We start from the raw sequence: 23,720 nt of genomic DNA on the forward strand, positions 1-23,720 counted from the left end.
ACGTTGCCAAGGTTTCCGGCGGCGCGACGATTTTTCCCGCATGTGCGGGTTCACGCGATTCGCGGCAACCTCCTTTTGACTTTTCTGGCCTCTCGCGTGACAAGAAATCGCTCGGGGCCAATACCGCGGAGTTTTCAGTAGTGAGTAATCAGTCAGGTCGATACCTCTTCACCAGCGAATCGGTCAGCATGGGGCACCCCGATAAGCTGGCCGATCGTATTTCCGACAGCATCCTGGACGCGTTGCTCGCGCAGGACCCGATGAGCCGTGTCGCATGCGAAACACTCGTCAACACAAACCTTGCCGTAATCGCGGGTGAAATCACCACCAAAGCCGACGTCGACTACGAAAAGATCGTCCGCGACACCATCCTCTCGGTCGGATACGACAATGCCGATACCGGCATCGACGGTGCAACGTGCGAAGTCCAAGTGCGCCTCGACGCTCAAAGCCCAGACATCGCACAAGGCGTGAACTCGGACGAAGCACATAACAAAGAAATCGGCGCTGGTGACCAGGGACTGATGTTCGGCTACGCCTGCACCGACACCCCGGAACTCATGCCGTTGCCGATCGCATTGTCGCATCGCATCATCAACCGCATCACCGAAGCACGCTTCAACAAAGAAGCCAGCTGGTTGCGTCCGGACAACAAGAGCCAAGTTACCGTCGAGTATGAAGGCAACAAACCAGTTCGCATCGACACCGTCGTCGTCAGCGCCCAGCACGCTCCCGGTGTGACCAACGAAGAAATTCGTTCGTTCATCATTGAGAACGTGATCAAACCGTCGATCCCTGCTGAACTGGACAAGGGCGACATTACCTATCACATCAACCCAACCGGCAAGTTCGAAATCGGTGGCCCGCACGGCGACTGTGGTTTGACCGGACGGAAAATCATCGTTGACACCTACGGCGGCTGGGGCCGTCACGGTGGCGGAGCATTCAGTGGCAAGGACTCGACCAAGGTCGACCGCAGTGCCGCCTACATGGCACGATACGTTGCCAAGAACATCGTTGCCTCCGGATTGGCAGAGCGTTGCGAAGTTCAATTGGCATACGCGATCGGCGTCACCGAACCGGTTAGCGTTCACGTTGACACCGAAGGCACTGGCAAGATCGACGACTCGAAATTGTGCGAACTCGTTCGCAAGCATTTCGACCTGAAACCAGGTCAAATCATAGAGCACCTGCAACTGCGTCGCCCGGTATTCACCGCGACCACCGCAGGCGGTCACTTCGGTCGCGAAGGCGATGCCTTCACTTGGGAAAAGACCGACAAGGCAGAAGCACTCGCCGAAGCCGCAGGCTTGGTCGCCACCGCCTAAGCAGCCCGATGCATCGAGTTTTCGGACCGTCGTCGTTTGGTGGCGGTTCCGAAGACTCCAGCGACGGCTGCCATTTGCAAATCTACGTGACGAGCAATTCAGATACGTCATCCAAACACGGTCACTCACACGAAGCGGCCGTAATGCCGAAATCGCCGCAGAGAGAGAACCTATCTTTCGCGGCGAATCTGGCGAGAGAGCAATGCATCAACGAACACCGACGCGGTTTCGGAGCATTGATTTGACCAGGGATCAAAATGCGTGATCGATCCCATCTCCCGAGCGACGATTCGGCAGTCACGCTCGCCTTCTTCGCTCAATTCGAAAGAATGAAATCGCAGCGACTCCAATGGTGAGTCGTTCCCCCAGCCCGCGTCGCGATTGCGGAGCATTGCCGATCTCGGCAACCATTTTGGTTGCTGCCTCGCGGTGAACTCACCGAACTCCCCATTCACCCCAACAGTCTATCGCATTGTTACGCCGCATCGAATCCGCTGAGCCAACCAAGACGGACGCCTCGACTGAGACCGGTACCACCGCAATAGAAAAACGTGGCGGCGATACGTCGCGTCCGAAACTCGCGTGGATTACCGATCCGCATTTCGATCACGCAAAGCTAGAAACGTGGCGACTGTGGGCCGATGAATTGATCGCCTATTCTCCCGACGCGTTAGTCGTCACCGGTGATCTCTCAGAAGGCGATGATGTCGCCTACCAACTCCGGTGCATGGCCGATACGTTCGATCGCCCAATCTACTTTGTTCTCGGCAACCATGATTTCTACGGCAAATCGATTAACGAGACGCGGCGACAAATCATCGATCTAACGCGCGAGGTCGAACACCTGCACTACCTCACCGACAGTGCACCAATCAGTATCGCAGACGACGCGGTACTGCTCGGCGACGACGGATGGGGCGACGCCACCGTGGGCGACTACGCCAACACCACTGTTCGATTGCACGATTTTGAACTGATCAACGATTTCCGCGATAGCCCCTCGGAAACTTGGCAGGCAACACTGCAGCGTGAAGGGCGTGACAGCGGCGATCGTCTGAGCATTAAACTTCAATCGTTGCCGACGACAATCAAACACGCGTTGATCGCCACGCACGTTCCGCCATTCCGCGAATCGTGCTGGTACGAAGGCAGAACCACCGACGAAAACTGGGCACCGTTTTTCGTCTGCGGCGGTGTCGGCGCGGCGTTACGCAAAGCAGCACAAGCCAACCCTCATCGCATGTACACCGTCCTGTGTGGACACACGCATCATGACGGTGACGCCGAAATTCTACCCAATCTGATCGTCCATACCGGATACTCCCGATACGGGACACTGGATATCGAATCGATTATTGAACTCACGGACGACGGCTTCCATGTGCCGCGAACATTCGCGTCGTCGACTTAATCCCGCGACCGCGCCTTAGCGTCGAATCAACATCACGATGACCCGCGCAGCGATCGCCTCGCTGCGACCGACGGCATCGACACCTTCACCCGTTTTTGCTTTCAGCCCCACGGCGCTGAGCGGGCATGACAACATCGCCGCGATGGTGGTTCTCATGCTATCAATATGAGGCGCCATCTTGGGACGCTGCGCAAGAATCACCGCATCCACGTTTCCGATCGTGTAGCCCACCTCACGCACCTTCTCAATCGCAGCGGCAACGAAATCTTTGCTATCGCGATCACGATTCACCTCGGCGTCATCGGGAAACAACCGACCGATGTCCTCCGCCGCGATTCCACCCAACAGTGCGTCAGTCAACGCGTGCAGTAGAACATCCGCATCGCTGTGACCGATCGCATGCACACCATCGGCTGACTCGTCGATGTCGACACCACCAATCCGCAGCGGCCCGCCTGCGCCCAATCGATGAGAATCGTATCCCAGCCCCACACGAAACGGCGGTGCGGTGTCAGACGGTGTGGTGTCAGGCATAGATCAATGCGTCCGGATTGCGATCGATTCCATCTCAACGCTGCGCGGACGACGTTGGCAGCCCGGCGCAAGGTGGATCGGGTACGTTACGGGTGAGTGAGCGTATTGATACGTCACGAAACAAAAATTGAGCCGCGCTGAAAAAGACGGCACGCACTGGACCATGTTGCTCGGACGAAATCGCGACCTCGCCCACGAAAATCAATTCCAACACGTAACGGCCAGATCGAGCGTTGGCATTCTCGATACCGCTTCGTTCAACTCGGTGGTTTGAACTTGGGTGCAGAAGGTTCGGGCGTGTCTTCCGGTTCGTCCTCATAGAGCGACGCGTCTGACTTGCTTGACACGCTGTCATCAATCGTCATCGCACGATCGACCTCACGTTGAGCTTCGCGAAATTGCTGCTGCACTTCCTGCAAGCTTCGCCGCAATTGACTGTACGTGCTGCCAAATTTACGCGCCACCTCGGGGAGGTTGCCGCCGAACAGCACCACCGCAATGATCCCGATCACGGACATTTCAAAGAAACTCAGTCCGAACATCTCAGAACTTTTCCTTGAGTTTTTCCGTCTCGTCGGTGTCGTCGGCAGTTTCAGCCATGCCGCGTTTGAACTCGTTGGCACTCTTGCCGAGGTTACGCATCAGGGTTGGCAATTTGGCACCACCGAACAGCAACAGTGCAAGAAAAAGAACGATCAACAGTTCGGGAGCGCCAGGCATCCCGATGAATCCGAGTGCCGCACCGATGGATGTAGTCGTCACAATCATGTCTAGATTCCCGCTAAAGGCGATTGGTTTAAAAAACGTGGGGGTGGGTGTTTTTACAGAATGACCGACCTCGGTAATTCTGGATGCAGTCCCTTTTGAATATGGACGCAGCCCGCCGTCGACCCGTTCGGTCAGGTATGAGCAAGCGATGACTGGAACCCCAGTCGCTGATATTCAATGGACAACCTCGGCGAAAGCGGGTAGATCGAGTGCGTTTTGAGAGAAATAAATTCCTCCCTCGTCGCAAACATCTCCGGGACCGAAGAAGCACAGGCGGGCGACGCCAAATATTAGCGGCGACGCTCGTCAGAAATTGATTATAGACCGAGACAGATCAACCGTCAAAGGGCAACGATCGCGAGCGAAACGGGCGATATCGCGTCAGAGCCGCGATCAGCGTGTTTTCGGCCCCACAGAGTTGCACCAGAACCGTAAGCGATCTCAATACCGAGTCGAGCCGAATGCCGGCGACGCGATCTGCGTGCCGCCTGCGTTGAGACGAGCGTCGTTGGCGGAATTGATTTGACGGCTCAGTGCCGCAACCCGTTCGGTCGCCAGCGCCGAACTGCCACCCATCGCACCGCCACCGAGGGCGAGAACGCGTTGATAGTTCTGCAACGCCTGAACGGGATCGCCGCCGTTTTCTCGAAGGCGAGCGAGTGCCAGCCATGCTCGTGGATTGTTCGCGTCGGTCTGAACCGCGTCCTCGAGATACTTCAACGCGGTTTGTGGTTCGCCATGTTCTTCGTAAAGCCGCGCCAATTCGATTCGCGGTTCGGCCAACGCCGGATTCTGTGCGGCCCAGTTCTTGAGCAACGTGAACGCCCGGTCGGGACGTCCTGAATCAACCAGCAACACGGCTAGGCCACGGTGACAATCGACGTGGTTCGGGTCGTGGTCAAGGCATTGGTTGTAGAGAGCTTCGCTTTGACGGATCAGGTTGGGATCCTGGCGTTGGTTGCCCAATCGATGCGTCGTCGCGGCGAGGTTGTAGTATCCGTCGGGATCTTTCGGGTTCGATGCGATCGCTTTTTGAAATTGCTCCATCGCGCCGGTGTACTGGCCCTGGTTGTACATTGCAGCGCCCTGGCTGTTCTGGCTCGCCGAAGCCCAATGACAACCTGCGAGCGTCGTCAGCGTGATCCCCAAGATCAGGGACGCAACCAAATAGGACCAGGTCATCCAAGGCCGCCGAACGCCAATCGCGTTTCGATCACCGAGCGGGACGATCTCGGCGGACGAGATGTCGGAATCAGGGGCGCTATCAGGACGCACCAACCGCAACCGTGGAGTTTCCGGCCGTGGTTCGGTTGATGGTGACTGTGTGGCGGGCGAACCGGCTGCGGTGACCGGTTGGCGTAATGCTGGAATGGGCATCGGCTTTTTTTCGGAAAAAGGAGGACGCGTCTAAAGTCTTGTTAACGTTTCTCCCGAACCGGCCGCAAGCCGAACTCCCAATATCAATTCGCCTGCTTGTTCAGCGGCTCCTCGACGATCATCGCCGCGGGGAAATCCGACGCCTGATCACCGCCACGTTTTTCCCAACGTTTGTTGTTAATGCCGCCTGAGGGCTGGTTCATCGGGATGTCCATTCCTCCCTTCTCCGCCAACATCGCATAGAGCCGATCTTCCATTTCCTTCGCGATTCTCTTGTAGTCAGGGTCGTAGATCAGGTTTTTCGTTTCGGTCGGATCGACGGTCAGATCATACAATTCGTCAGTATCCCACAACCCGTAATACGTGATGTATTTAAACCGGTCACCACGCAATGCGAACTGAGTCGGCGTCTGAGGGAAGTTCTTTTCCCAGTAGTAAACGTAGAGAAAGTAATCCCGCCACGGCATATCGCGATTCGTCGGCATCTCGAGAAAACTCTCGCCATCCATGTAATCCGGTTTCTCGAGCCCCGCGGCGTGCAGAATCGTCGGCGCGACATCAATGTTTCCGATCACGTTCTCGAGCGGTTTCCCACCGGAGAACAGCTCCGGACACTGCATCAACATGGGAACACGAATGGACTCTTCGTAGGAGACACGCTTGTCGATCAAACCGTGTTCGCCCCACATGAATCCGTTGTCTCCCATGTAGATCACTAACGTTTCATCATGGATCCCCATCTCCTTTAATTTCCCCATCACCCGACCGACACTGTCGTCGACCGCTAACACCGACTCACAATAGCGGCGATAGAGATACTCGAGCCCGCGGTCACTGTGATACGAGAAATCAATGCCGTGCCAACTGTTCCGCTGATCACGAACCCAACGAGGCGTGTTGTTCTCAGCCTTGATGTCGTCGCCGCGAGGCAGAAAACTTAGATCCACGTCCGCGTATCGCCCTTCATGTCGCTCGGCGGGAGTGAAGTTTGAGTGTACCGCCTTGTGCGAGAGATACAGAAAAAACGGCTCATCGGATGATTTCCGTTCGTCCAGCCAATCGATCGCGTAGTCCGTCAATTCGTCTGTGATGTAGCCCTTTTGTTTGACGCGTTCGCCGTTGACATTGAGCGTGTATCTCGGACCGGGCGGCAGATAATTGCCCTGCCCGCGAAAGCTCACCCAGTGGTCAAAACCGGGACGCGGGTCATCATGATGCCCGCCCATATGCCACTTGCCGATGAACGCCGTTTCATAACCGGCACGCTGGAGATACTCAGGGAAAAAACGCGTGCCCGCGGGAACAGGCCGGTTGTTATCGATGACGCCATGCTTGTGCGTGTACAGCCCTGTCAAAATCGAAGCGCGACTCGGCGAGCACAGGCTCGTCGTTACGAACGCGTTCTTGACGTAAACACCGTTCTGCGCGATGGCATCAAGGTTTGGGGTTTCGAGGAACGGATGCCCAGCACATCCCATCGCATCATAGCGATGGTCGTCAGTCAAAATGAAAACGACGTTGCGAGGCGTCACCCCGTCACGATTCGCAGTCGCGGGCAAATCCTGAGCATCAGCAGCTGAGTAATTCGCGAGGGCGGCGCTGACGATCCAAAGCAAACAATAAACGGGCGTGAGTCTCATCTCGATTCAATACCAGTGTGGGGAAGGCAACCGTGACGCGAGCAAACACGGGGGAGCGAGCACGATGCATTATCCGATTGTAAACACAATCAAACCGCCCGTGGTTGGAGCCACTACCCGCAGAACACTCGGCAGCAGCAGCGATCTCGCAAAAGAGCCCCTCCTCCCATGACTTCACACGCACTGCCGTTTTCTACGGCCCCGCTTCCGAACGGAACTCGCCGCTGACGCGCAAACGTCAGCTCGACAGAACAGTGCACGTCGACGAGGCGGTCGCAACGATTTTCCCACGTTGGTCGGTGATTCGGCAGTCGACAAAGCCGATCCTGAGGCCACGCTGAATCACGACCGCATTGGCCTTTAACGTGCCAACACGGATCGGTCGAATGAAACTGACTTTCATTTCGACCGTCGAGAAGTCTTCGCTTTCGAGCAAAGTTCGCCCGAATGCGATCCCCATCGCGGCATCGGCGAGTGCCGAGATCAATCCACCGTGAACCCGTCCCATCGGATTGTGATGCTGAGGCCCACAATCGATTTCGACGACCGCTTCGCCAAGCTGATCGGCATCAGAATTTGCGGAATGCACGCGAAACCCCACTAAACGGGAAATCGGTGCTTCGGCAAAGCGTTCGCTCACTTCGTTGTAGCTCGAATGATCAAAAGTTATTAACGAGGCTGCCGGGGAGCCGCACTGGAATTTGCGAAACCGCTTCGCCGATTCGACGCAACCAAGGTCACAAATCGCCCCTGCTGCAACAGCCGACCATCGCTCGAAATCAATTTACGCAACCATGTGATCCGGCCGGCACGACGACCGTGCGGTGCCACCGTTTCGACTTCGGTGACCACGTGCACGATTTCGCCAAAAAAGATCGGATTCTCGAACTGCCAGTCGGTAATTCCGACCAACGCGAGAGTGGCTGCCCGAGGATACTCCGTCGACAACCCCGCTAGGACGCTAAGCCCGAGCAAGCCGTGGGCGACGGGACGACCGAACGGCGAATTCGCTTCCGTTTCCATCGACTCGTCATCGCCATCAGCAGAATGCAGAGGATCGAAGTCACCGGTCAGCGCCGAAAACGCCCGAACGTCTTCCAACGAGATCGGACGCGACGGGCTCGTCCAACTCTGTCCGACCTGGAGGTCTTCGTAGAAGAGTGTTGCAGTTCCCGATTCTGGGTTTGTGGTCGATGCGTTTTCGGGGGTTTCAGACGTGTAGGTCACGGTCGCCATGAAAAACGTACCTGCTAATTGGGGGAGGCGTCACTAACACTCATAATTCTGCACGAAAAATGGTGTCATGTTCGCATTTTCCCAGTAATGAACCGCTAAATGCCTTCAGAATGATTCAGTTTAGCTGGGCGAGGATGGATAGGTAGGGGATTCTGAGGGTTGTACTAAATTTCAGGTAACCGTTTGAAAACGATTCACCGTCGCGGCCGTTAAAACCGGAATACACCGCCTAATCCCATTCGGCCACACTCAACCGCCAAGCGGAATCTCCGTCTGGGAAACGATCGAGGCGATCACCTGGCCGGTTTCATCCATCGCGTGAGAAGCGTGTCGTGAACTGACGCGGTGCCCGAGCGTCGCGGTCGCGAGATGCTGCACATCGTCGGGCAGGACGTAATCCCGACCGGACAGCCCCGCGTGAGCCTGTGCCGCCCGGAGCAACATTTTGCAGCCTCGTGGGCTGCACCCCACCCGCAACCGACCGTCGTGCCGTGTCGCGGTCGCGAGTGCAACGATGTAGGAGGCAACCTTCCGATCGACGCGAATCGATCGTGTCCAACGCTGCAAAATCTCCAATTCGTCCACATGCATGACCGCCTTCAGATCTCGCACGGGCTCGTGCTCGGACTGCTCGACCAGCAAATCGACCTCACTGACCGGATCCGGATAATCCATTTTCAAGCGAAACAAGAATCGGTCGAGCTGAGATTCAGGCAGGGGAAATGTCCCCTCAAACCCCGCAGGGTTCTGCGTTGCGATGACGATGAACGGGTGCTTGAGGTCATAGCGTTGCCCCTCGATCGTGACCTGAGTCTCGGCCATTGCCTCGAGCAAGGCACTCTGCGTTCGAGGCGACGCACGGTTAATTTCGTCAGCCACCAACAGATTGCAAAACACGGGGCCGGGCCGGAATTCAAACTCGCCCACCGCGGGTCGATAAATCGAGCCACCGAGGATATCACCCGGCAGCAAATCAGGCGTGCACTGGATCCGTTGATACTCCATGTCGATCAACAACGCGACTGATTTTGCAAGCGTGGTTTTGCCGACTCCGGGAACGTCTTCGAGCAAAATCGACCCCTCGGCCAACAACGCCGTCAGCACCAATTCAACGACGTCGTCTTTGCCACGAATCACACTACGGAGCTCAGTGGCAACCTCCTGCAGTTTTTCCCATGCCGCGAGAACCTCGGCGGGCATCGTTTCCGACGCCCCTTTCGATGCCCCGTCCACGGCGTTTTTAACCGTTGGAAACGGGCCGGCTCCTGATTCAATATCGGCGAGTCTATTCACAAATTAACCTTCATTGTCACGCGGGTTCCTTTGGAAATCGTGCTCTCGCGCTGTTTGCACGAATCGATCTCCAATTCAACTCCCCCCGATTCGGCGCGATGCCGGGCTAGAGTCAGCCCGTGAACCTGATCGGAAGAAACGGCATCGAGATCGTACCCGGTCCCATCGTCTTGGACGCAAATCTGAACGCCCTGATTCCAATCTTTCACGGAAACTTCAATCAACCGAGCCTCCGCGTGCCGAACCGCATTACGCACAAACTCGATCGTCAGTCGATAGATCGCGATCGCCGCTTCGCGAGGGATAGATTGCGTCCCGCCGCTCGCGGGCTCGATCGACCAAACAACTCTAGGAGGATGGGGAGTGTTCGCGAGATCCAAGACGTCGTCAAGGAATTCCTTCGCCGCACCGACCGGATCCTCCAGCGCAGCGGGGGGATAAGTGATCCCGTTCATTAATTGGCGGGCGACGTTCCGGGATTCATCTATCCACCAGGCGACGTCCTCCAATCGAGACTCCAGTGGGCCACCCATCACCTCTTTGGATCGGCGGATCGCTGACACCTTTGCCGCCGCTGCGAAAAGGTAGGGTAGTAGGCCGTCGTGAATTTCAGCCGCAATCGCCGCTCGCTCGGCCTCGATGATGGCCTGAATTTCCTGCGAACTCAGCTGAACCAGCCCTTCTTATCAAAGCTGGCCAGAGCCCGCTCTTCACCGTCTTGGATGTCGAACAATTTGTTCAATTTGGTGATTTTGAAAACCTCCATCACGTTCGGCGAAACTTCGCAAAACTTCAACGCAACGCCTTGCGCTTTGCAGCGTTTGTTGAGCATCACGAGCTTGGTAATCATCGCCGATGACATGAAAGAGACACCACGAAAATTCAGCAACAGTCGCTTGTGGATCGCCTCATCAACAGCATCCTGTAACTCGCGGCCGACGGCTTCGATTTTCTGGCTATCGAGAATCTTGGTATCGGTAAATCCGAGCACCAAGATTTCTCCTTGCATTTGGTTAGTTATAGACGGCATGCGAGCGTTCCAAGGGAATCCGAGTTGGGGCCGTGGGTTGAACCGGTGCAGTCGACGAACTCGCCCGCCGGTTTAGTCTACCCCCTTAACAAGAGTCTACCTAGTCCGTCCACCGGGACAACACACCCGAAATTTTTTGTCCGTCGGGACAGGCATTGGACTGGACAACCGTGAGGTGAAATTGATACAGCCCAGGATTGTTGCGGTATAGCCGCATGAATGCCCGAGAATCGGTTCGCCTTTTTCCATCCACGAAAACGGCGTGCCTCCTGGCCTCAGGATGAGGCCTGCTAGCGGAGTCTCTGATGAGCACTTGGATTGGAATCCCGTTTTTATCTGCCTTCCTGTTCGTAATGGGAGGGATCCTGGTAGGGCACCTGCTCTGGTATCGCGACCGCAGTCGGGACATGCAAGCGATCAAGGAAGCGGAATCGAAATACAATAAGGCCAAAGCTGCCGCACGTGACCGCAAACACCAATTCATCGAACTGTCGCGAAACTCGCAATCATTCGAGCAACAGTGCGAAGACTATCGAAACGAAATCGATTCGCTCCGGCAAGCTCTCGCCAGCCAGAAGCAACATTCCGAATCGCTCGAAACCGAAATGGGCAAACTGCAAGCCGAACACAGTCGGTTCGAACTCGCCTGCCGTGACGCTCAACAACAACGCGACGCCGCTCTCGATCAAGCCGAAGACAACGCCACCGAACTCGATAAAGTTCGTGCCCTTCTCAAAGACACCGAAGCCAAATTCGAAGCCTCGGCAACCCAAATGGGCGAACTCGCCTCCACGGCCACTGCTGCAGGAACGCAAATCAACGACTTGCAAACCCGCTGCGATCAACTCAGTCACAAGAACGAACAACTCGAACAAGAAATCCGCACGCTCAGCGGGCAACTCGAAGCCTCGCAGCAACGACACACAACGTCGGAAGAAGAACGCGATCAGCTGGCTTCACAACGCGACGAAAAAGTTGCTGAACTCGAACAAGCCACGATTCGCGGCGAACAACTCGACGAAGAAATCGCGTCACTCCGCGAGCAACTCGAGAACGCCCGAACTCAACGCGACAAACTAGAAGAAGAACGCGACCTCCTCGTCAGACAACGCGACCTCAGCGAAAAGGAGATCGGCCAGGTTTCCTCACGAGGCGAAGAACTCGAACAGGAACTCACCTCGCTGCGAGAACAACTCGAGGCCGCCGACGCGCAACGCGTGTCCCTCGAAGAAGCACGCGACGCCCTGACCGAGCAACGCGACTTGCTGATTCAACAACGCGATGACAACGCACGCGAATATGGTGCGATCACCAACCGCTGCGAAACACTCGCGGCCGAAATCGAAGAACTGCGTGAACGTTGTGACGACCTCACCATTCAGCGGGATGAAGCCGCCGAGCAACGAGATCACGCAATCATGCAACGCGATCAGTTCGCGACTGAACGGAACGAACTCGCCAACCAACACACCGAAACCACCACGTTGGCATCCGAAACGGACGAGAAGTACACCGAACTGCAAAAGGAATACGCAACACTGCGAGACCAGTACGAAGTTGCGATCCAGACCAATCAACAACGTCTCGAACAGGCCGACAGCCACGAAGCCAATGTCAAACGGCTTGAGAAGGAATTGCAATCCACCACGCTTCAGGTGCAAACGCTGCAGAGCGAACACGACGACCTGCTGGAACAACTCGACGAACGCACGGCAAGAATCCAAGCGGCAATCGACGGACGCGTGACGGCCGAAACCGCACTGAGCCAAATGGAAGCGCAAATCGAATCGTTGGAAGAGGAACTGACTCAATCGGGCCGTCTTCGCAGCGAACACGAACAGAAACTCCAAGAGATCCACGCGTCCACCGAAGAGATGCGTGTCCAGGCTCACGAACTCAGCGAGAAATTGTCAGGCAAAGACAAACGCATCGAAGAGTTGCAAGCACGAATCGGCGAACAAGAAGAAGCCATCAATCGGCACCGTGCCGAAATCCAACGGCTGCATTCGTTCCGCCCCGAGTTCGAAAAACTCAAAGAGAATGTCGCGCAGAAATCAGCCGCGTTGGCGAAAGCGGGAGCTGAATTGCAAACCCGCCGCAGCGTCGAGGCTCAACTGAAAAACGAACTCGAACAGCGAGACGAACGGATCACCGTTTTCACCGTCGAACAACAAACCGTTCGCCAGCAAATCGCCGAACAAACCGAAGTCATCGGCAAACTCCGGCGTGAACTGCATGACGCGACCGCAAAGCTCGAAACCGCAAAGCAGTACCAACCACAGGCTGTCGCGTTGCAGAAAAAAGCCGAGACCTTACAAGTGGTCGAAAGCGATCTGCGGAAACAACTGCAAAACGTTTCCTCGGAACTCGATGCCAGCCTCGACGCGAATGCCTCGATGCAAGATCGCATCCGACAAATCGAATCGCAACTTCACGAAAACGCAGTCGCGATGCGAGACCTCCGGCGTAAACGTGCGAACGTTCCCGCTCTCGGTGCCGCGTCACAGAACGAGCAACGCAAAGCAGCCTAAACGGACCGACGGTTCGCTCCACACAGCTCTTAGCAGGCGTTCTTGCCCAACTCTCAAGCCACGCGATCATTACGCGACCATCGGTCGGAAAAGAACCGGCAGAACGTGTCATCGGTTATTAACAACCGAGCACGCGACTCTGCCGAATCACCCCCATTCGGGCGTCGCGTGGCACGGAGCTCACGCCACCTCTGCGGCACTCGTCAATCCCCGCGTTGCTACCTGCTACCAACAGTGTTCCGGCGTCATGAGTCCGCCGCGCGAATGAGTGAACCGAAACTGCATTCGGCGACCAAACGCGATGTTAAATTTCGCGAATCGTTTACTTCGCAAATGCCGACGCCCCTCTCTTTCTGCATTCCGCACCGCCGCGGTCCCGATGCAGTCCCCGCACCCAAACCGAGCGAGCAACGAAGATGATACGCGACATGGATTTAATTCGAGCCATTGTGCTCGCGATTCGCAATCATGAAGCTCGCCCATCGGCGAGTGAAATCCAACAAGCCATCGGCGATGTCGACGATGGAGTTTTCCTCTACCACATCGAAATGGTGACCCAAGGAGCCTTGGTGTCGGGAATCGACACAGGCCCCCGCAAGGATCGCTACGGCAAAGCAAACTTGGCTCTGACCTGGGAGGGCCAAGAATTCGCCGACAACATCCTCAACGACTCCGTCTGGGCGAGCGCAAAAAAGACGCTCGATGATGCCAATCTCGAATCAGCGTCGTTCGAAGTCTGGTCGCGAATCGCGATCGCCAAAATCACCGAACTCTGCACCCCCGCGACCGACCGCTGACGCGGAAGATCGCGATGGGGCAGCGTTGAAACATCAGTGGAATCGGATCACTCGCGTGACTCCGCGAGTTTTCCCAGCGAAAGCATGCGAATTGTCGGAGTCGGCTCACCTAACAAAGCCCCCATCCGACAACGTGTTAGTTCTTGAGCGCCGTTTCGAACCGAGCCGCAGCCAAGACTGCAACCGGCAAACGCGGTCGACTACTTTCGTTTTTTGCGACGCTTCTTCGTCCCGAGTTCCTTCCAAACTTGTTTGGCACAACTTCGGTCCAACAGAACGAGTTGGCGTCGCCTGGTGTCGATCGTGACGACGTTTCCGAGTCGGTCTTTCGCATAAACAAACGGCAAACAGACGCGGAGGACTTTCAGTGGTTTCCCCGCGTCATGCGGCATGTAGCGAAACCGGATCGGTTCTTCGGGGGCAATTGAGATCGAAGAGCAGTCCCACAGGAACGAGGGCAACTCAACAACTTCGTTTAGACCAGTGACGTAGTCACCACGCCGGATGTCCTCGCCCGCGATGCGAGAGGCGACGGTGGTGCCCGACTGTTTATCGGATGCAACTTTCATGATGGATTCTTTGAACAAATGAGGATAATGCGGTGTGCCTTACGACGCGAAGATTGCGCAAGCGGAAACAACGTTCTCGGCTGCAAACTACGAATTGGCTTTGATTGACACACGCATTTTTGTTCAGAACACGAAAATTGAATCGGAAGTGGCGGAACCGTTCATCGAACGTGATCGTTCGCGTGCACCGCCAGATGCTGAATTGAGAGATCGAAATCTGCTCTCAATGGAAGAGCCTTCCCACCCGCACGGGTTCGCAAAAAACTCTCTTTTTCCAAAGTCCGTTTCCGACGAAGTGAATCCGCGAACGGATGCTAGGACGCTTCTTCTGCTTCTTCTGAAACGACAACACCCTCGGACGACTCAACCGACTCCGTCGACGATACCACCGGTTCAGGCTGCGGCAGCAACGTCATGCCGACGTTTTCAATCGTTCCATCTTCCCCGAGTTCACGGACATGGAAAGCGATTTGTTCACGGCGAACGGTGGCGCCTGATTTAACGTCGTCTTGCGATAGCTGATCGTGCATCCATTGGGACAGCGTCGCATGAGGGTCTCCGCCGAGTTCCAGATCATAACACTGTTCGAGATCACTCACGCGAATGGAACCCCGCAAAGGGAATTCCATCTGCTCGGGCAACGTTTTGATCGGCACGTCATCACAGGAAAACACCCGGTCGACCATCGCTCGCACCTGAGGACGCAGCACCACGATCACGTGATCGTCGACCTGTAACCGGGTTCGGCCTTGCGGCAGAATGGTCTGCTCGTCTCGCACGAGCAAAGCAATCACCACACCTTCCGGGAGTGCAAGGTTTCGAATCAGACAACCGGCCGCGCGACAGGTTTTGTCGACGTAATAATCGACGATGTCTCCGTCGACGTTTCGCAGTGAACTGATTTCGAGAGTAACCGGCGGAGGGCGTCGCGTTGGCACATCGACTTTCAAATACCGGGCCACCGCCGGTAACGTCCATCCCTGCAACAACGCGGAGACCAATACGACGAAGAATACCGTGTCAAACATGACCGCCGCGCCGGGCAAACCCGCTAACATCGGGAACGTTGCCAACGTGATCGGAACCGCCCCCTTGAGTCCCACCCACGACAGGAACGTCAACTCACGTCTCGCAAATCGAAACGGTGCCGCACAGACGAACACGGCGAGCGGACGTGCGATAAGAATCAACACGAGTGAAATCATCAACGCGGGCATCGCGACGGCGACGAGTCGACTCGGGAACGACAAAATCCCCAACGCCGTGAACATCAGAATCTGACAGATCCACGCGACCGCGTCGTGGAACAACAGAATGCCTCGATGGAACACAGGCCGACGATTCCCGATGACGATCCCCGTCAGGTAAACCGCCAAGAACCCGCTGCCGCCAAACGCCGCGGAAAATCCGAAAGAGAACAGCCCCAACGCCGTGGCCATGACCGGGTAAAGGCCCGCTGCTTCCAACCGAATGTGTTTGAGCGTCCATGAACCGACCCAACCAACCAGCAATCCGACGATGGTGCCGACGACGATTTGATTCAAGAAGAGCAGGATCAACCCCGCTCCCATGGGAACTTCACCGGTCAAAACTTGGATCAAACCGATGGTCAGAAAAATGGCCATCGGATCGTTCGATCCACTCTCCACCTCCAGCGTGTTCGCCAATCGAGGGCGAATGTGAACCCCGCCGCCCCGGAGCACCGAGAACACAACCGAGGCATCCGTCGATCCAACGATGCTGCCGAGCAGCAGCCCCTGCAAAACCGTGAGTCCTAAAATCCAGGACGCAGCCAAACCCGTCACGACTGCGGTGATGAACACGCCAATCGTGGCCAGAACACTAGCCGGTTTCCACGCCGATCGGATCGAGTTGTACGGCGTCCGCACTCCACCGTCGAATAGGATCAAACAGAGCGCAACGGTCCCGATGCCATAAGCGATCGAGTAGTCTTCAAACTCGATCCCGCCAATGCCCTCGGATCCCGCCAGCATTCCGACGACCAAGAAGACAAACAGGACGGGCACCCCCATCCGCGAAGAAAATTTATTCGACGCGATTCCGAGCAACAACAAAATGCCCGTAATCAGAATCAGTGTTTCGATACTTAGCATCGGATGGTCGTCTCGCTCATGAACACAAACAGTCCATCATCGGACAATCAAAACGTGTTACCGCCAGGCAATCGATTCGTCATCAGAATAAAGAACTTTGGCACCGACGCAATTCAGCGCGACACCAATCGACATAATAGCCTTACGCAAAAGAGCGTACCGACGTGACAAGGGCGAATCGTGCTATCGCCATGAGAGCATTTTCAGAACCGTGGTGGACGATCCCGCTGGACTTCGCAGAACTTCATTCTGACGAATCCGGCTTGCGTGAACGGGCATGCCCTCATTTGAAAGGCGCGAATCGATGTGACCGCAACGACGTTGTCCACAAACGATAGACAACGGCGCAGCGACCACCGCCGGCTCATTTCATTTCGCAACACTTTATCCGGCCCAGCACACTTCGTCGCCAATCAATCTGGCTGACTTCATTGAACCGATTTACCCTACCCCCGTGGCGTCTACCAGCGTGTTTCCATCTGGCTGACGATGCGTCCGGCGAGATCTTCGATGGCTTTTTGCATCGCCATATCGACGCTCTGTCCGGCTTCGGGAACGAACCGCTCATCTTGGCTAAACAGGATGGTCAAATCATCTGTTGGAACGATTGAATTGTTGAGCAACAACCGTCCGGCGCGATCCGTCCATGACGCACGCACCTGAATCGCCGCATCGAGTGCCCGAGGGTAGTCCGAATCGGTCTCGGTCAGCACGCGTTTCGTTTCTCCGATCACTTCACACTTCAGCGTCGTGTCGGCAAACGGGTCAGCGGTGACTTTATACGGTGTCCGCAATTCGATTTCACGGATCAACGCTTCGGTCAACTGCAGTCCCAGATCATGCCGGAACGTCGCATCGCGAATGATGGGAACGTGAACGGTCTGGATTCCGGGAGGAAACAAAGCCGCGTTGCCGAATCGATAGGGAGCGCATCCCGTTGCGAGAACGAACGCGAGCAGCACCATCGGCACCACGCTCCCAATTCCGATCCGCACGCGTATTGAATTCGCCATGCGGATCACCGGAGCATCGTCTCGCTTTTATCACCCGACTGCGATTCGAATTTGGTCACCAATGGCGGTGATCTTTTCGAGTCGGGGAAGACGGCCTTGAGCCAACTCAATCGTTGACGAGGCACGGGTGGACGGGTGGACGTTTTCTCCAGACGCTCGCGTGCCTTGTCGGCAATCGGCGTGCTCGGATAGTCGTCGAGAATCTTTTGGTAGTATTCCGACGCGGCGCGATTCTCGCCCTTTTTCTCGCGGTACTGGGCCCGTGCAAACAAATGCTCCGAACGGCGGTAGGCGACCTCAGCGGCGGCGCGGGCGATCATGTCCGCGGTCTCCTGATCTCGCATCTTGTCAGGAAAACGTTGGCGGGTTTGGTTGACGAGCTTTTCCGCTTCTTCGAGCATCAATCCGCTGTACTCCGGTCCGGCGTACACCTCGAGTTTGGCTCGAATTCCTAACAAGTGAGCCAAGAAAAAGTGCTCGCTGTCGGGGAAGGTTTCGCGAAGGTCCGTGAGGAACTCGTCCGCCATCTCGTACTTACCTTGGCGAATGTACTCTGCCGCAGCGGCCATCGTCGCATCGTCTGCCAGACGCCCGGTCGGGTCGTCATAGCGAATTTGGTCGAGCACGCGAACCGCATGGCCGTCCACGTCGAGACGAGGACGCGTGGGGTCGAACAGATTGAGCGACCACCAACTTCGTGCGTTGGCTTTTTCGGTATCGATCCAGTACTGCGAAATTTCAAACAGGCGAGCGGCAACGCGGTCGTTATGCCGGTTCCGTGGATAGTCTTTTTGCAATTTCTGATAAACGTCGCTGGCCGCAGTTAGTTTGTCGGCGAAGAACAAACTCTCCGCTTGCATGAACATCGCGTCTTGCGAGAGTGCCGATCCCGGTTCCGCATCGGCTGCCCGGCCGAAGATCTTTGCGGCGCGAGCGAACTCGGATTTCTCGCGTCCCTCGGTCTCGCCGTCACGGGCAATCGTTCCGACTTCGGCCGCCGCTGATCGAAAAATGGTGTCGGCTTGCTGGTACAGCTCGCGAGCGCGCACCGCGTCGGCTTGTTCCCGACCGGTAATGAATCGCGTGACGCTGTCGGCGGTTTTCTGAGTGGATTTCCAGAGCGATTCGTCTTCCTGGGCCGCTAACGAGGAGACCGAAACGAGAGAGATCAGACCGGTAAAAAATACGGCCAGGTGCCGTCCCCTGCTCGTCGAGCAGAACGGGTTCGCTGCATCGAAACGGTTCTCCGTTTGAAAAAGGGGAGACGTCGCAATCATCGCAGGAGGGGTGTTCGGATCAGGCATCGATGTTCCATCATCATTGTCGAGTCGTCAGCACGCGGTGATTTACCTCCCCCGAATCGCTCCGGGAAGGAACGCTTGCATCCGGAGAGATCGACCGAGCAAGGTTTGCATGTACCGACTGATTAAACCACGCAGTTCGGGATACGAAGTTTCGCTCACCCGTGGCAACAGTGAACGCAATGGAAAAACGCTTTCTCTTTCAATCGGTCCTTCCATAGACGCGATACGCGTATCTTCATCGGCATCATGTTCGGGTGCCTGCAACAAACCATCGAGACATTCGAGCGTCGCGGCGGAAATCAACACGAGCGATGATTGCCGGGGCCGGCATGTTTCACAGACGATGCCGCCACCGTCGAGTGAAAACGCGACCTTCGGTTTTCGTCGCGGTCGGCCGTTTTTGAAGGTTTCCGCTGGCGCATCCGGGGAATCGAGTTTCACGCCACATGCGGTGCAGCCGCGGGTCGCCGGGGCATGGCCGAGCAAACGCAAACACTGGCAATCGTACGCCAACAACGTTTCCGCCACCGGCCCTTCGCCATCGATCAAACCAAGCGTCGCCAGCGTCAGATCGAACAATTCCTCGTGACGTTCGGCATCGTCAAGCCACCAACGCAACGTTTCGGCAACGTAATACCCCGCGTACGTCCGAGTGAGCGAGCGTTCCCCCCCTCGGAACCGACGACGAAGCTTCGATTCGGTCAACAGGTCGAGCGTGTCGCTGGATTTCGCAATCAAAGTGATGCGGCAAACCGAGAGCAGATCGAGCGAGCCTTCGAACGGCCCTTTCAATCGTCGAGCCCCCTTAGCGAGCGCCGAAATACGCCCGAGGTCGCGGGTCAACAACGTCACCACCAGGCTGGTTTCACTGAATTCGACTAACCGCAGGACAATGGCGGTCGTCGAATGATGTTGAGTGGCGATGTTTTTCAAAGATCGTCGTCTTCGTCCGATTCGTTATCCGAGCTTTCTCCCAAACTCCCGATCGAGGCGAGCAGTTCGCTCATTTCAGCGGCCGCGTGCGAATTGCCCTGTCGACGTGCCTCCTCGATTCCGTCTCGCAGCATGGTCCGCGCCTCATTGACACGTCCCAATTCCACGAGCTGTTGTCCCGCCATAAAAAACGCGGGCACGTACGGTTCCGAATCACGGGTCAACTCGCCGAGCTTCACCAGACTCTGTTCCTGGTTTCCTTCGCTGCGAAATTCCATCGCGAGCGAATATCGCAAGAACGTGTCCGTGGGATCGTCCAATAGCATCGCTTCAATTTTTTCGCGTCGAGACATTTGCGTACAGGAAAGGCTGGTGGTTTTGGAACGCAGGAAGGCCGAATTGGCGAGTCGATTTCGTGGATAACGATGCCGCCTCGGAGCCGCACCAGTGAGGTTATGTACCACTTTTGGTGGCATCACAACCGGGTTTCTCGACCAAATCCGTACAGTCCGCAAGATTCATTCAAAATCGATGATCGATTCGACCGATACCACGATGGAACTACCCTTTCGTGCCTCGAGGCGAGAATCCAATGAACCGCAACGCCCTTTTATCTTTTCTGAGCCCGCCAAGGCGATCGCGTGGTATGGCCGCGTTGCTCGCCGCCGCGGTCGTAACCAGTTCCGTTGGTTTAGGCAACGCGAGCACCGCGTCCGCACAAACGTTTGAGAACTCTCCTGAGATTAAGCAGGTCGTCGGCAAACAGCTGAGCCAATCTCGCCGCTCAGGCAGTTCCAATTATTCTCGCGCGGGCGGATTGCTCAGCAATCTGTTCGGCGGCAGCTCGTCCAGTAGCAGCAGCAGCAAGAGCAACGAGCCGTATCGCCACGCAACCCCGGTACCGAGCGACCGCGACGTCGACTGGAGCGGCATCCCGTATCACAGCCCCACCGGCGAGCAAACCGCGACGAACCAGCCCGCTCCGATTCGCGACCCCGGTGCCAGCAGCCGACAACTCGCACAACCGAGTCGCACGCCATCGTCGAGCGCCACTGCCACGCGCAGCACCCGTTCTTCGATCCCGACGCCGCCACCAATCGCACAAACAACGCCACGTCGGCTGAGCAGCCCGAGCGCCGAACCGTCCGCGACGACCAGCAATCGTCCGGCACCGTTGTCGGTATCACGCAGCAGCCGTCGTCCTGTCAGTCTGCAGCCGACCACGTCGCAGCCAACCCGCATCGATACCACGACGCCCGCGTTGGTCAAGAAAGCGACCCCGAGCGCCGTCACGCCCCCCAGCCAAAGCGACAGCATCGAATTGGTGCCTCGCGTGAGCCGCAGGATCGTGAAGAGCACCGCTCCTGCAGCGACTCCGGCGCCCGCTAAAGTCGAAGCCGAACCGGCAAAAGAATCCACTGCCAAGAGCGAGCCGACATCGTCTCGTCGCCCTTCGGCTCCCGAATCAACGCCTAAGAAAATCGAAACGCCCAAAGCGGAAGCTCCCCGCGTTGCTAGCCAAGAAGTTGCTCGCCGCGAACCCGCACCGAGCGTTGCCACCGCGCCGGTCGTCACCAAGCCGACCGCTGAACCAGCGCAACCAGCACCTGCACCGGAACCGGCCGTCGCTACGAAACCCACCGTTGTGGAACCCAAAGTAGCCGCCGCACCCGCTCCCGCTCCCGCACCCGCTACCACTCCGACCAAGGTGTCATCGATGGCGTTGGGTGCAGCACGCCAAGCGGAAATCGCGTCGACCAACCCGCCAGCATCGCTCGGAACGCCGACCACGGCGAACAACAGCCCATCGGCAATGAGCCTGCCAGCGGATGCCGCGCCGGCACCGAGTCGCTTGCAAACGCCAACGGCCGCAGCAACCGCCGCGACCAGTGCTCCCAAATACAACCGAATGAACACGTTCGGAAACAACCAAGACGGCGGCCGCTCCGCCGGATCGTTGTCGGGAACCGGTGCCGCCGACGTGGCACTGCATCCGATCAGTGACCGTTTGCCAATCGAAGGTCAAAACGAATCACCCGAAGCCATGCAAGCTGAGCACGATTCGCAGTTCGCATCGCACAACGACGCCTTCGCACCGCGTTCGCGTCCTGTTGCCGGGCCAACCACTCCGAACTACCACAACGCAGGCTTCGGCCAGAACTCTGGCTTTGGTCAGAGCACCGGTTACGGCCAAGGCAACGCCGCGTTCGCACCACAAACGACAATCGCCCAGCATCCTAACGCGATGCGTGATCAACACGGAGCTCCGGCCAGCAACGCAGTTGCCGCACCGCAAACTCCCGCGATCAACGTCACCCCGAACTCCAACATGACGTCGACAGAGTTGCCCGTCATTCGCATCCTGACCGCCGGCCCACGCCGCGTCATGATTCGTCAGACGCACCCCTATGAGATCCGTGTTGAAAACCGTGGTTCCGTCGACGCCGAAGGTCTGGTTGTCCGTGCCCACATTCCTGATTGGGCCGACGTTGTTGGTCAACAGGTCACACGTGGTGACGTGCAAGCCGCCACGGAAGCACAAATCCGCAACCTGAACTGGCGTATCGAGAAACTCGGTGCCGGCGAAAGCGAAACCATGTACGTTCGCTTGAAAGCCGCACGTTCGGGAACCCACGACCTCGACGTCGACTGGACACTCGCGCCGCAGAAGAAGATCGTTCAGGTCATCGTCCAGGAGCCACAACTCGCGTTGACGATCGACGGTCCCGATGAGGTCATCTATGGCCAATCGAAGACCTACCAAATCCGCGTGCTCAACCCCGGCGACGGGATCGCACCAGCAGTCGTCTTCACGCTCAGCCCCGAGTCCAGCTCGCCGCAAAGCCAACGCATCGGCGATATCCCTGCGGGCAAGGAAGCTCAATTCGAAGTCGAGCTGACCGCACAGGATCTTGGCGAACTGAAGATTCACGGTCTCGCCGTCGGAGACCTCGAACTCCGTGCCGAAGCCGGTAAGAACGTTCGCGTCCTCGCCGCTGACCTCGAAGCAATCTTGAGCGGACCGGAAGTGAAGTACCAAGGTTCCGACGCGACCTATCAATTGGAACTGACCAACCACGGCACCACCGCGAGTGAAGACGTGATCGCCAACCTGCAACTACCAATGGGCGTTGCCTACCAAGGCGGCATGGAAGGTGCCACGATGATCGACAACCAACTGCGTTGGAAGATCGCATCGTTGACACCGGGTGCGGTTCGCAAATACCAATTCCAGTGCCGCATGGACTCCACCGGAACGCATCAATTCGCCTTCGACTGCAAAGGCAGCGCAGCCGGACAAACCAGCGTGAGCCTGGACACCAACGTCGAAGCGATCGCTGACCTCGTGCTGTCGATCGTCGATCCATCGGCGCCAGCTCCGATCGGTGAAGACGTCTCGTACGAAATCGTGATCCGCAACCGAGGCAGCAAACCAGCTCACGAAGTGAAAGCGGTTGCTCAGTTCAGCCACGGCATCGAGCCGAAACAGATCAGCGGCCACGTCGGCAAAGTCATCACCGGCCAGGTCTTGATCGACCCGATCCCACGGATCGACGCCGGTGAAGAAGTTCGCATGACGATCGTCGCACGGGCGGAAACCGGTGGACACCATCGCTTCCGCACCGAAGTTCGCAGCGGCGACACTGTCCTGGTCGCGGAAGAGGCAACGCACTACCTGGCACCGAAGAACGACCGTATCACGCGTCGCAGCGGCCCAGGCGGCAACGAATTCTCGCTGCCACTGCGTTAATTTCCTCGCCGGCCGCGAACACCGGTCGGACGAAGAACTCGCTGAGAGAATGCATCAAGCGACTTGCCCCTCGCACTGGAAAAATCCGGTC

The 23,720-nt window shown here is 57.0% G+C and carries 22 protein-coding genes; 5 read left to right on the top strand and 17 right to left on the bottom strand.

The window, feature by feature from the left end; translation table 11 throughout:
• Window positions 1-140: 140 nt before the first annotated feature.
• Window positions 141-1,328, top strand: a complete 1,188-nt coding sequence (gene metK, locus FHS27_RS11270) for a methionine adenosyltransferase (RefSeq protein WP_184305066.1) — start codon at window positions 141-143, stop codon at window positions 1,326-1,328.
• Window positions 1,329-1,498: 170 nt separating this feature from the next.
• Here metK and FHS27_RS11275 read toward each other — a convergent pair whose 3' ends face one another.
• Entirely contained in the window at window positions 1,499-1,720 is a 222-nt protein-coding gene (locus tag FHS27_RS11275; RefSeq protein ID WP_184305067.1) for a hypothetical protein, read from the bottom strand.
• An 80-nt stretch (window positions 1,721-1,800) separates the two neighbouring features.
• On the opposite strand from FHS27_RS11275, the gene FHS27_RS11280 reads away from it, so the two are divergent.
• Window positions 1,801-2,739, top strand: a complete 939-nt coding sequence (locus FHS27_RS11280; RefSeq protein WP_184305068.1) for a metallophosphoesterase family protein — start codon at window positions 1,801-1,803, stop codon at window positions 2,737-2,739.
• 15 nt (window positions 2,740-2,754) lie between these two features.
• Here the strand turns inward: FHS27_RS11280 and ispF are convergent, their stop codons facing one another.
• The 10 genes from ispF to FHS27_RS11330 all read right to left on the bottom strand — a co-directional run bounded on the left by ispF (window position 2,755) and on the right by FHS27_RS11330 (window position 10,617).
• Window positions 2,755-3,273, bottom strand: coding sequence for a 2-C-methyl-D-erythritol 2,4-cyclodiphosphate synthase (gene ispF / locus FHS27_RS11285; RefSeq protein ID WP_184305069.1), 519 nt, complete (start codon window positions 3,271-3,273; stop codon window positions 2,755-2,757).
• 257 nt (window positions 3,274-3,530) lie between these two features.
• Complete coding sequence (locus FHS27_RS11290) at window positions 3,531-3,815, bottom strand: Sec-independent protein translocase subunit TatA/TatB (protein WP_009103016.1); 285 nt, start codon at window positions 3,813-3,815, stop codon at window positions 3,531-3,533.
• A gap of 1 nt (window position 3,816) precedes the next feature.
• Window positions 3,817-4,041 (bottom strand): twin-arginine translocase TatA/TatE family subunit, encoded by a 225-nt coding sequence (gene tatA, locus FHS27_RS11295; RefSeq protein ID WP_009103014.1) that lies wholly within the window; start codon window positions 4,039-4,041, stop codon window positions 3,817-3,819.
• A 441-nt stretch (window positions 4,042-4,482) separates the two neighbouring features.
• Window positions 4,483-5,418, bottom strand: coding sequence for a tetratricopeptide repeat protein (locus FHS27_RS11300; protein WP_009103012.1), 936 nt, complete (start codon window positions 5,416-5,418; stop codon window positions 4,483-4,485).
• 83 nt (window positions 5,419-5,501) lie between these two features.
• The gene (locus FHS27_RS11305; protein ID WP_184305070.1) at window positions 5,502-7,058 is read right to left on the bottom strand and encodes a sulfatase family protein; all 1,557 of its coding nucleotides are present in this window, start codon (window positions 7,056-7,058) and stop codon (window positions 5,502-5,504) included.
• Window positions 7,059-7,296: 238 nt separating this feature from the next.
• Entirely contained in the window at window positions 7,297-7,698 is a 402-nt protein-coding gene (locus FHS27_RS11310; RefSeq protein WP_184305071.1) for a PaaI family thioesterase, read from the bottom strand.
• 29 nt (window positions 7,699-7,727) lie between these two features.
• Window positions 7,728-8,294 (bottom strand): MaoC family dehydratase, encoded by a 567-nt coding sequence (locus FHS27_RS11315; RefSeq protein WP_184305072.1) that lies wholly within the window; start codon window positions 8,292-8,294, stop codon window positions 7,728-7,730.
• A 249-nt stretch (window positions 8,295-8,543) separates the two neighbouring features.
• A complete protein-coding gene (locus FHS27_RS11320; RefSeq protein WP_184305236.1) occupies window positions 8,544-9,494 on the bottom strand; it encodes an AAA family ATPase in 951 nt (316 codons plus the stop codon).
• Between the two features lie 89 nt (window positions 9,495-9,583).
• The gene (locus FHS27_RS11325; RefSeq protein WP_184305237.1) at window positions 9,584-10,264 is read right to left on the bottom strand and encodes a sensor histidine kinase; all 681 of its coding nucleotides are present in this window, start codon (window positions 10,262-10,264) and stop codon (window positions 9,584-9,586) included.
• Window positions 10,252-10,617, bottom strand: coding sequence for an STAS domain-containing protein (locus FHS27_RS11330; protein ID WP_044256683.1), 366 nt, complete (start codon window positions 10,615-10,617; stop codon window positions 10,252-10,254). Before FHS27_RS11330 ends, FHS27_RS11325 begins: the two co-directional genes overlap by 13 nt.
• 305 nt (window positions 10,618-10,922) lie before the next feature.
• Here FHS27_RS11330 and FHS27_RS11335 point away from each other — a divergent pair, with 305 nt between their 5' ends.
• A complete protein-coding gene (locus tag FHS27_RS11335) occupies window positions 10,923-13,148 on the top strand; it encodes a hypothetical protein (protein ID WP_184305073.1) in 2,226 nt (741 codons plus the stop codon).
• Between the two features lie 428 nt (window positions 13,149-13,576).
• The gene (locus FHS27_RS11340) at window positions 13,577-13,945 is read left to right on the top strand and encodes a DUF2513 domain-containing protein (RefSeq protein ID WP_184305074.1); all 369 of its coding nucleotides are present in this window, start codon (window positions 13,577-13,579) and stop codon (window positions 13,943-13,945) included.
• Between the two features lie 200 nt (window positions 13,946-14,145).
• Here the strand turns inward: FHS27_RS11340 and FHS27_RS11345 are convergent, their stop codons facing one another.
• From FHS27_RS11345 to FHS27_RS11370, 6 genes are all read right to left on the bottom strand, one after another.
• The gene (locus tag FHS27_RS11345; RefSeq protein ID WP_044256675.1) at window positions 14,146-14,514 is read right to left on the bottom strand and encodes a hypothetical protein; all 369 of its coding nucleotides are present in this window, start codon (window positions 14,512-14,514) and stop codon (window positions 14,146-14,148) included.
• Window positions 14,515-14,828: 314 nt separating this feature from the next.
• A complete protein-coding gene (locus tag FHS27_RS11350; protein WP_184305075.1) occupies window positions 14,829-16,628 on the bottom strand; it encodes a potassium/proton antiporter in 1,800 nt (599 codons plus the stop codon).
• Between the two features lie 461 nt (window positions 16,629-17,089).
• The gene (locus FHS27_RS11355; protein WP_315854538.1) at window positions 17,090-17,593 is read right to left on the bottom strand and encodes an LptE family protein; all 504 of its coding nucleotides are present in this window, start codon (window positions 17,591-17,593) and stop codon (window positions 17,090-17,092) included.
• A gap of 53 nt (window positions 17,594-17,646) precedes the next feature.
• Complete coding sequence (locus FHS27_RS11360) at window positions 17,647-18,945, bottom strand: tetratricopeptide repeat protein (RefSeq protein ID WP_246419553.1); 1,299 nt, start codon at window positions 18,943-18,945, stop codon at window positions 17,647-17,649.
• A gap of 42 nt (window positions 18,946-18,987) precedes the next feature.
• Window positions 18,988-19,878, bottom strand: a complete 891-nt coding sequence (gene recO / locus FHS27_RS11365) for a DNA repair protein RecO (RefSeq protein ID WP_184305077.1) — start codon at window positions 19,876-19,878, stop codon at window positions 18,988-18,990.
• Window positions 19,875-20,231 (bottom strand): hypothetical protein, encoded by a 357-nt coding sequence (locus tag FHS27_RS11370; protein ID WP_009102980.1) that lies wholly within the window; start codon window positions 20,229-20,231, stop codon window positions 19,875-19,877. The genes recO and FHS27_RS11370 overlap by 4 nt, the downstream gene beginning before the upstream one ends.
• Window positions 20,232-20,470: 239 nt before the next feature.
• Between FHS27_RS11370 and FHS27_RS11375 the strand changes: the two genes are divergently transcribed.
• Window positions 20,471-23,629 carry a hypothetical protein gene (locus tag FHS27_RS11375; RefSeq protein WP_246419554.1) on the top strand — a complete coding sequence of 1,053 codons (3,159 nt, stop codon included), beginning with the start codon at window positions 20,471-20,473 and terminating at the stop codon, window positions 23,627-23,629.
• Window positions 23,630-23,720 lie beyond the last annotated feature (91 nt).

The sequence above is a fragment of the Aporhodopirellula rubra genome (genome assembly GCF_014192335.1).
GTDB classification, from domain to species: Bacteria; Planctomycetota; Planctomycetia; order Pirellulales; family Pirellulaceae; genus Rhodopirellula; species Rhodopirellula rubra.

Excerpts from the sequence above, each read along its gene's own strand:
- tatA (WP_009103014.1), bottom strand. The coding sequence starts at position 4,041 with ATGATTGTGACGACTACATCCATCGGTGCGGCACTCGGATTCATCGGG.
- FHS27_RS11300 (WP_009103012.1), bottom strand. The coding sequence starts at position 5,418 with ATGCCCATTCCAGCATTACGCCAACCGGTCACCGCAGCCGGTTCGCCC.
- FHS27_RS11340 (WP_184305074.1), top strand. The coding sequence starts at position 13,577 with ATGGATTTAATTCGAGCCATTGTGCTCGCGATTCGCAATCATGAAGCT.
- FHS27_RS11335 (WP_184305073.1), top strand. The coding sequence starts at position 10,923 with ATGAGCACTTGGATTGGAATCCCGTTTTTATCTGCCTTCCTGTTCGTA.
- FHS27_RS11360 (WP_246419553.1), bottom strand. The coding sequence starts at position 18,945 with ATGCCTGATCCGAACACCCCTCCTGCGATGATTGCGACGTCTCCCCTT.
- FHS27_RS11370 (WP_009102980.1), bottom strand. The coding sequence starts at position 20,231 with ATGTCTCGACGCGAAAAAATTGAAGCGATGCTATTGGACGATCCCACG.
- FHS27_RS11305 (WP_184305070.1), bottom strand. The coding sequence starts at position 7,058 with ATGAGACTCACGCCCGTTTATTGTTTGCTTTGGATCGTCAGCGCCGCC.
- FHS27_RS11345 (WP_044256675.1), bottom strand. The coding sequence starts at position 14,514 with ATGAAAGTTGCATCCGATAAACAGTCGGGCACCACCGTCGCCTCTCGC.
- FHS27_RS11375 (WP_246419554.1), top strand. The coding sequence starts at position 20,471 with ATGAACCGCAACGCCCTTTTATCTTTTCTGAGCCCGCCAAGGCGATCG.
- ispF (WP_184305069.1), bottom strand. The coding sequence starts at position 3,273 with ATGCCTGACACCACACCGTCTGACACCGCACCGCCGTTTCGTGTGGGG.
- FHS27_RS11355 (WP_315854538.1), bottom strand. The coding sequence starts at position 17,593 with ATGGTGCTGCTCGCGTTCGTTCTCGCAACGGGATGCGCTCCCTATCGA.
- FHS27_RS11275 (WP_184305067.1), bottom strand. The coding sequence starts at position 1,720 with ATGCTCCGCAATCGCGACGCGGGCTGGGGGAACGACTCACCATTGGAG.
- FHS27_RS11315 (WP_184305072.1), bottom strand. The coding sequence starts at position 8,294 with ATGGCGACCGTGACCTACACGTCTGAAACCCCCGAAAACGCATCGACC.
- FHS27_RS11330 (WP_044256683.1), bottom strand. The coding sequence starts at position 10,617 with ATGCCGTCTATAACTAACCAAATGCAAGGAGAAATCTTGGTGCTCGGA.
- FHS27_RS11320 (WP_184305236.1), bottom strand. The coding sequence starts at position 9,494 with ATGCCCGCCGAGGTTCTCGCGGCATGGGAAAAACTGCAGGAGGTTGCC.
- FHS27_RS11350 (WP_184305075.1), bottom strand. The coding sequence starts at position 16,628 with ATGCTAAGTATCGAAACACTGATTCTGATTACGGGCATTTTGTTGTTG.
- FHS27_RS11290 (WP_009103016.1), bottom strand. The coding sequence starts at position 3,815 with ATGTTCGGACTGAGTTTCTTTGAAATGTCCGTGATCGGGATCATTGCG.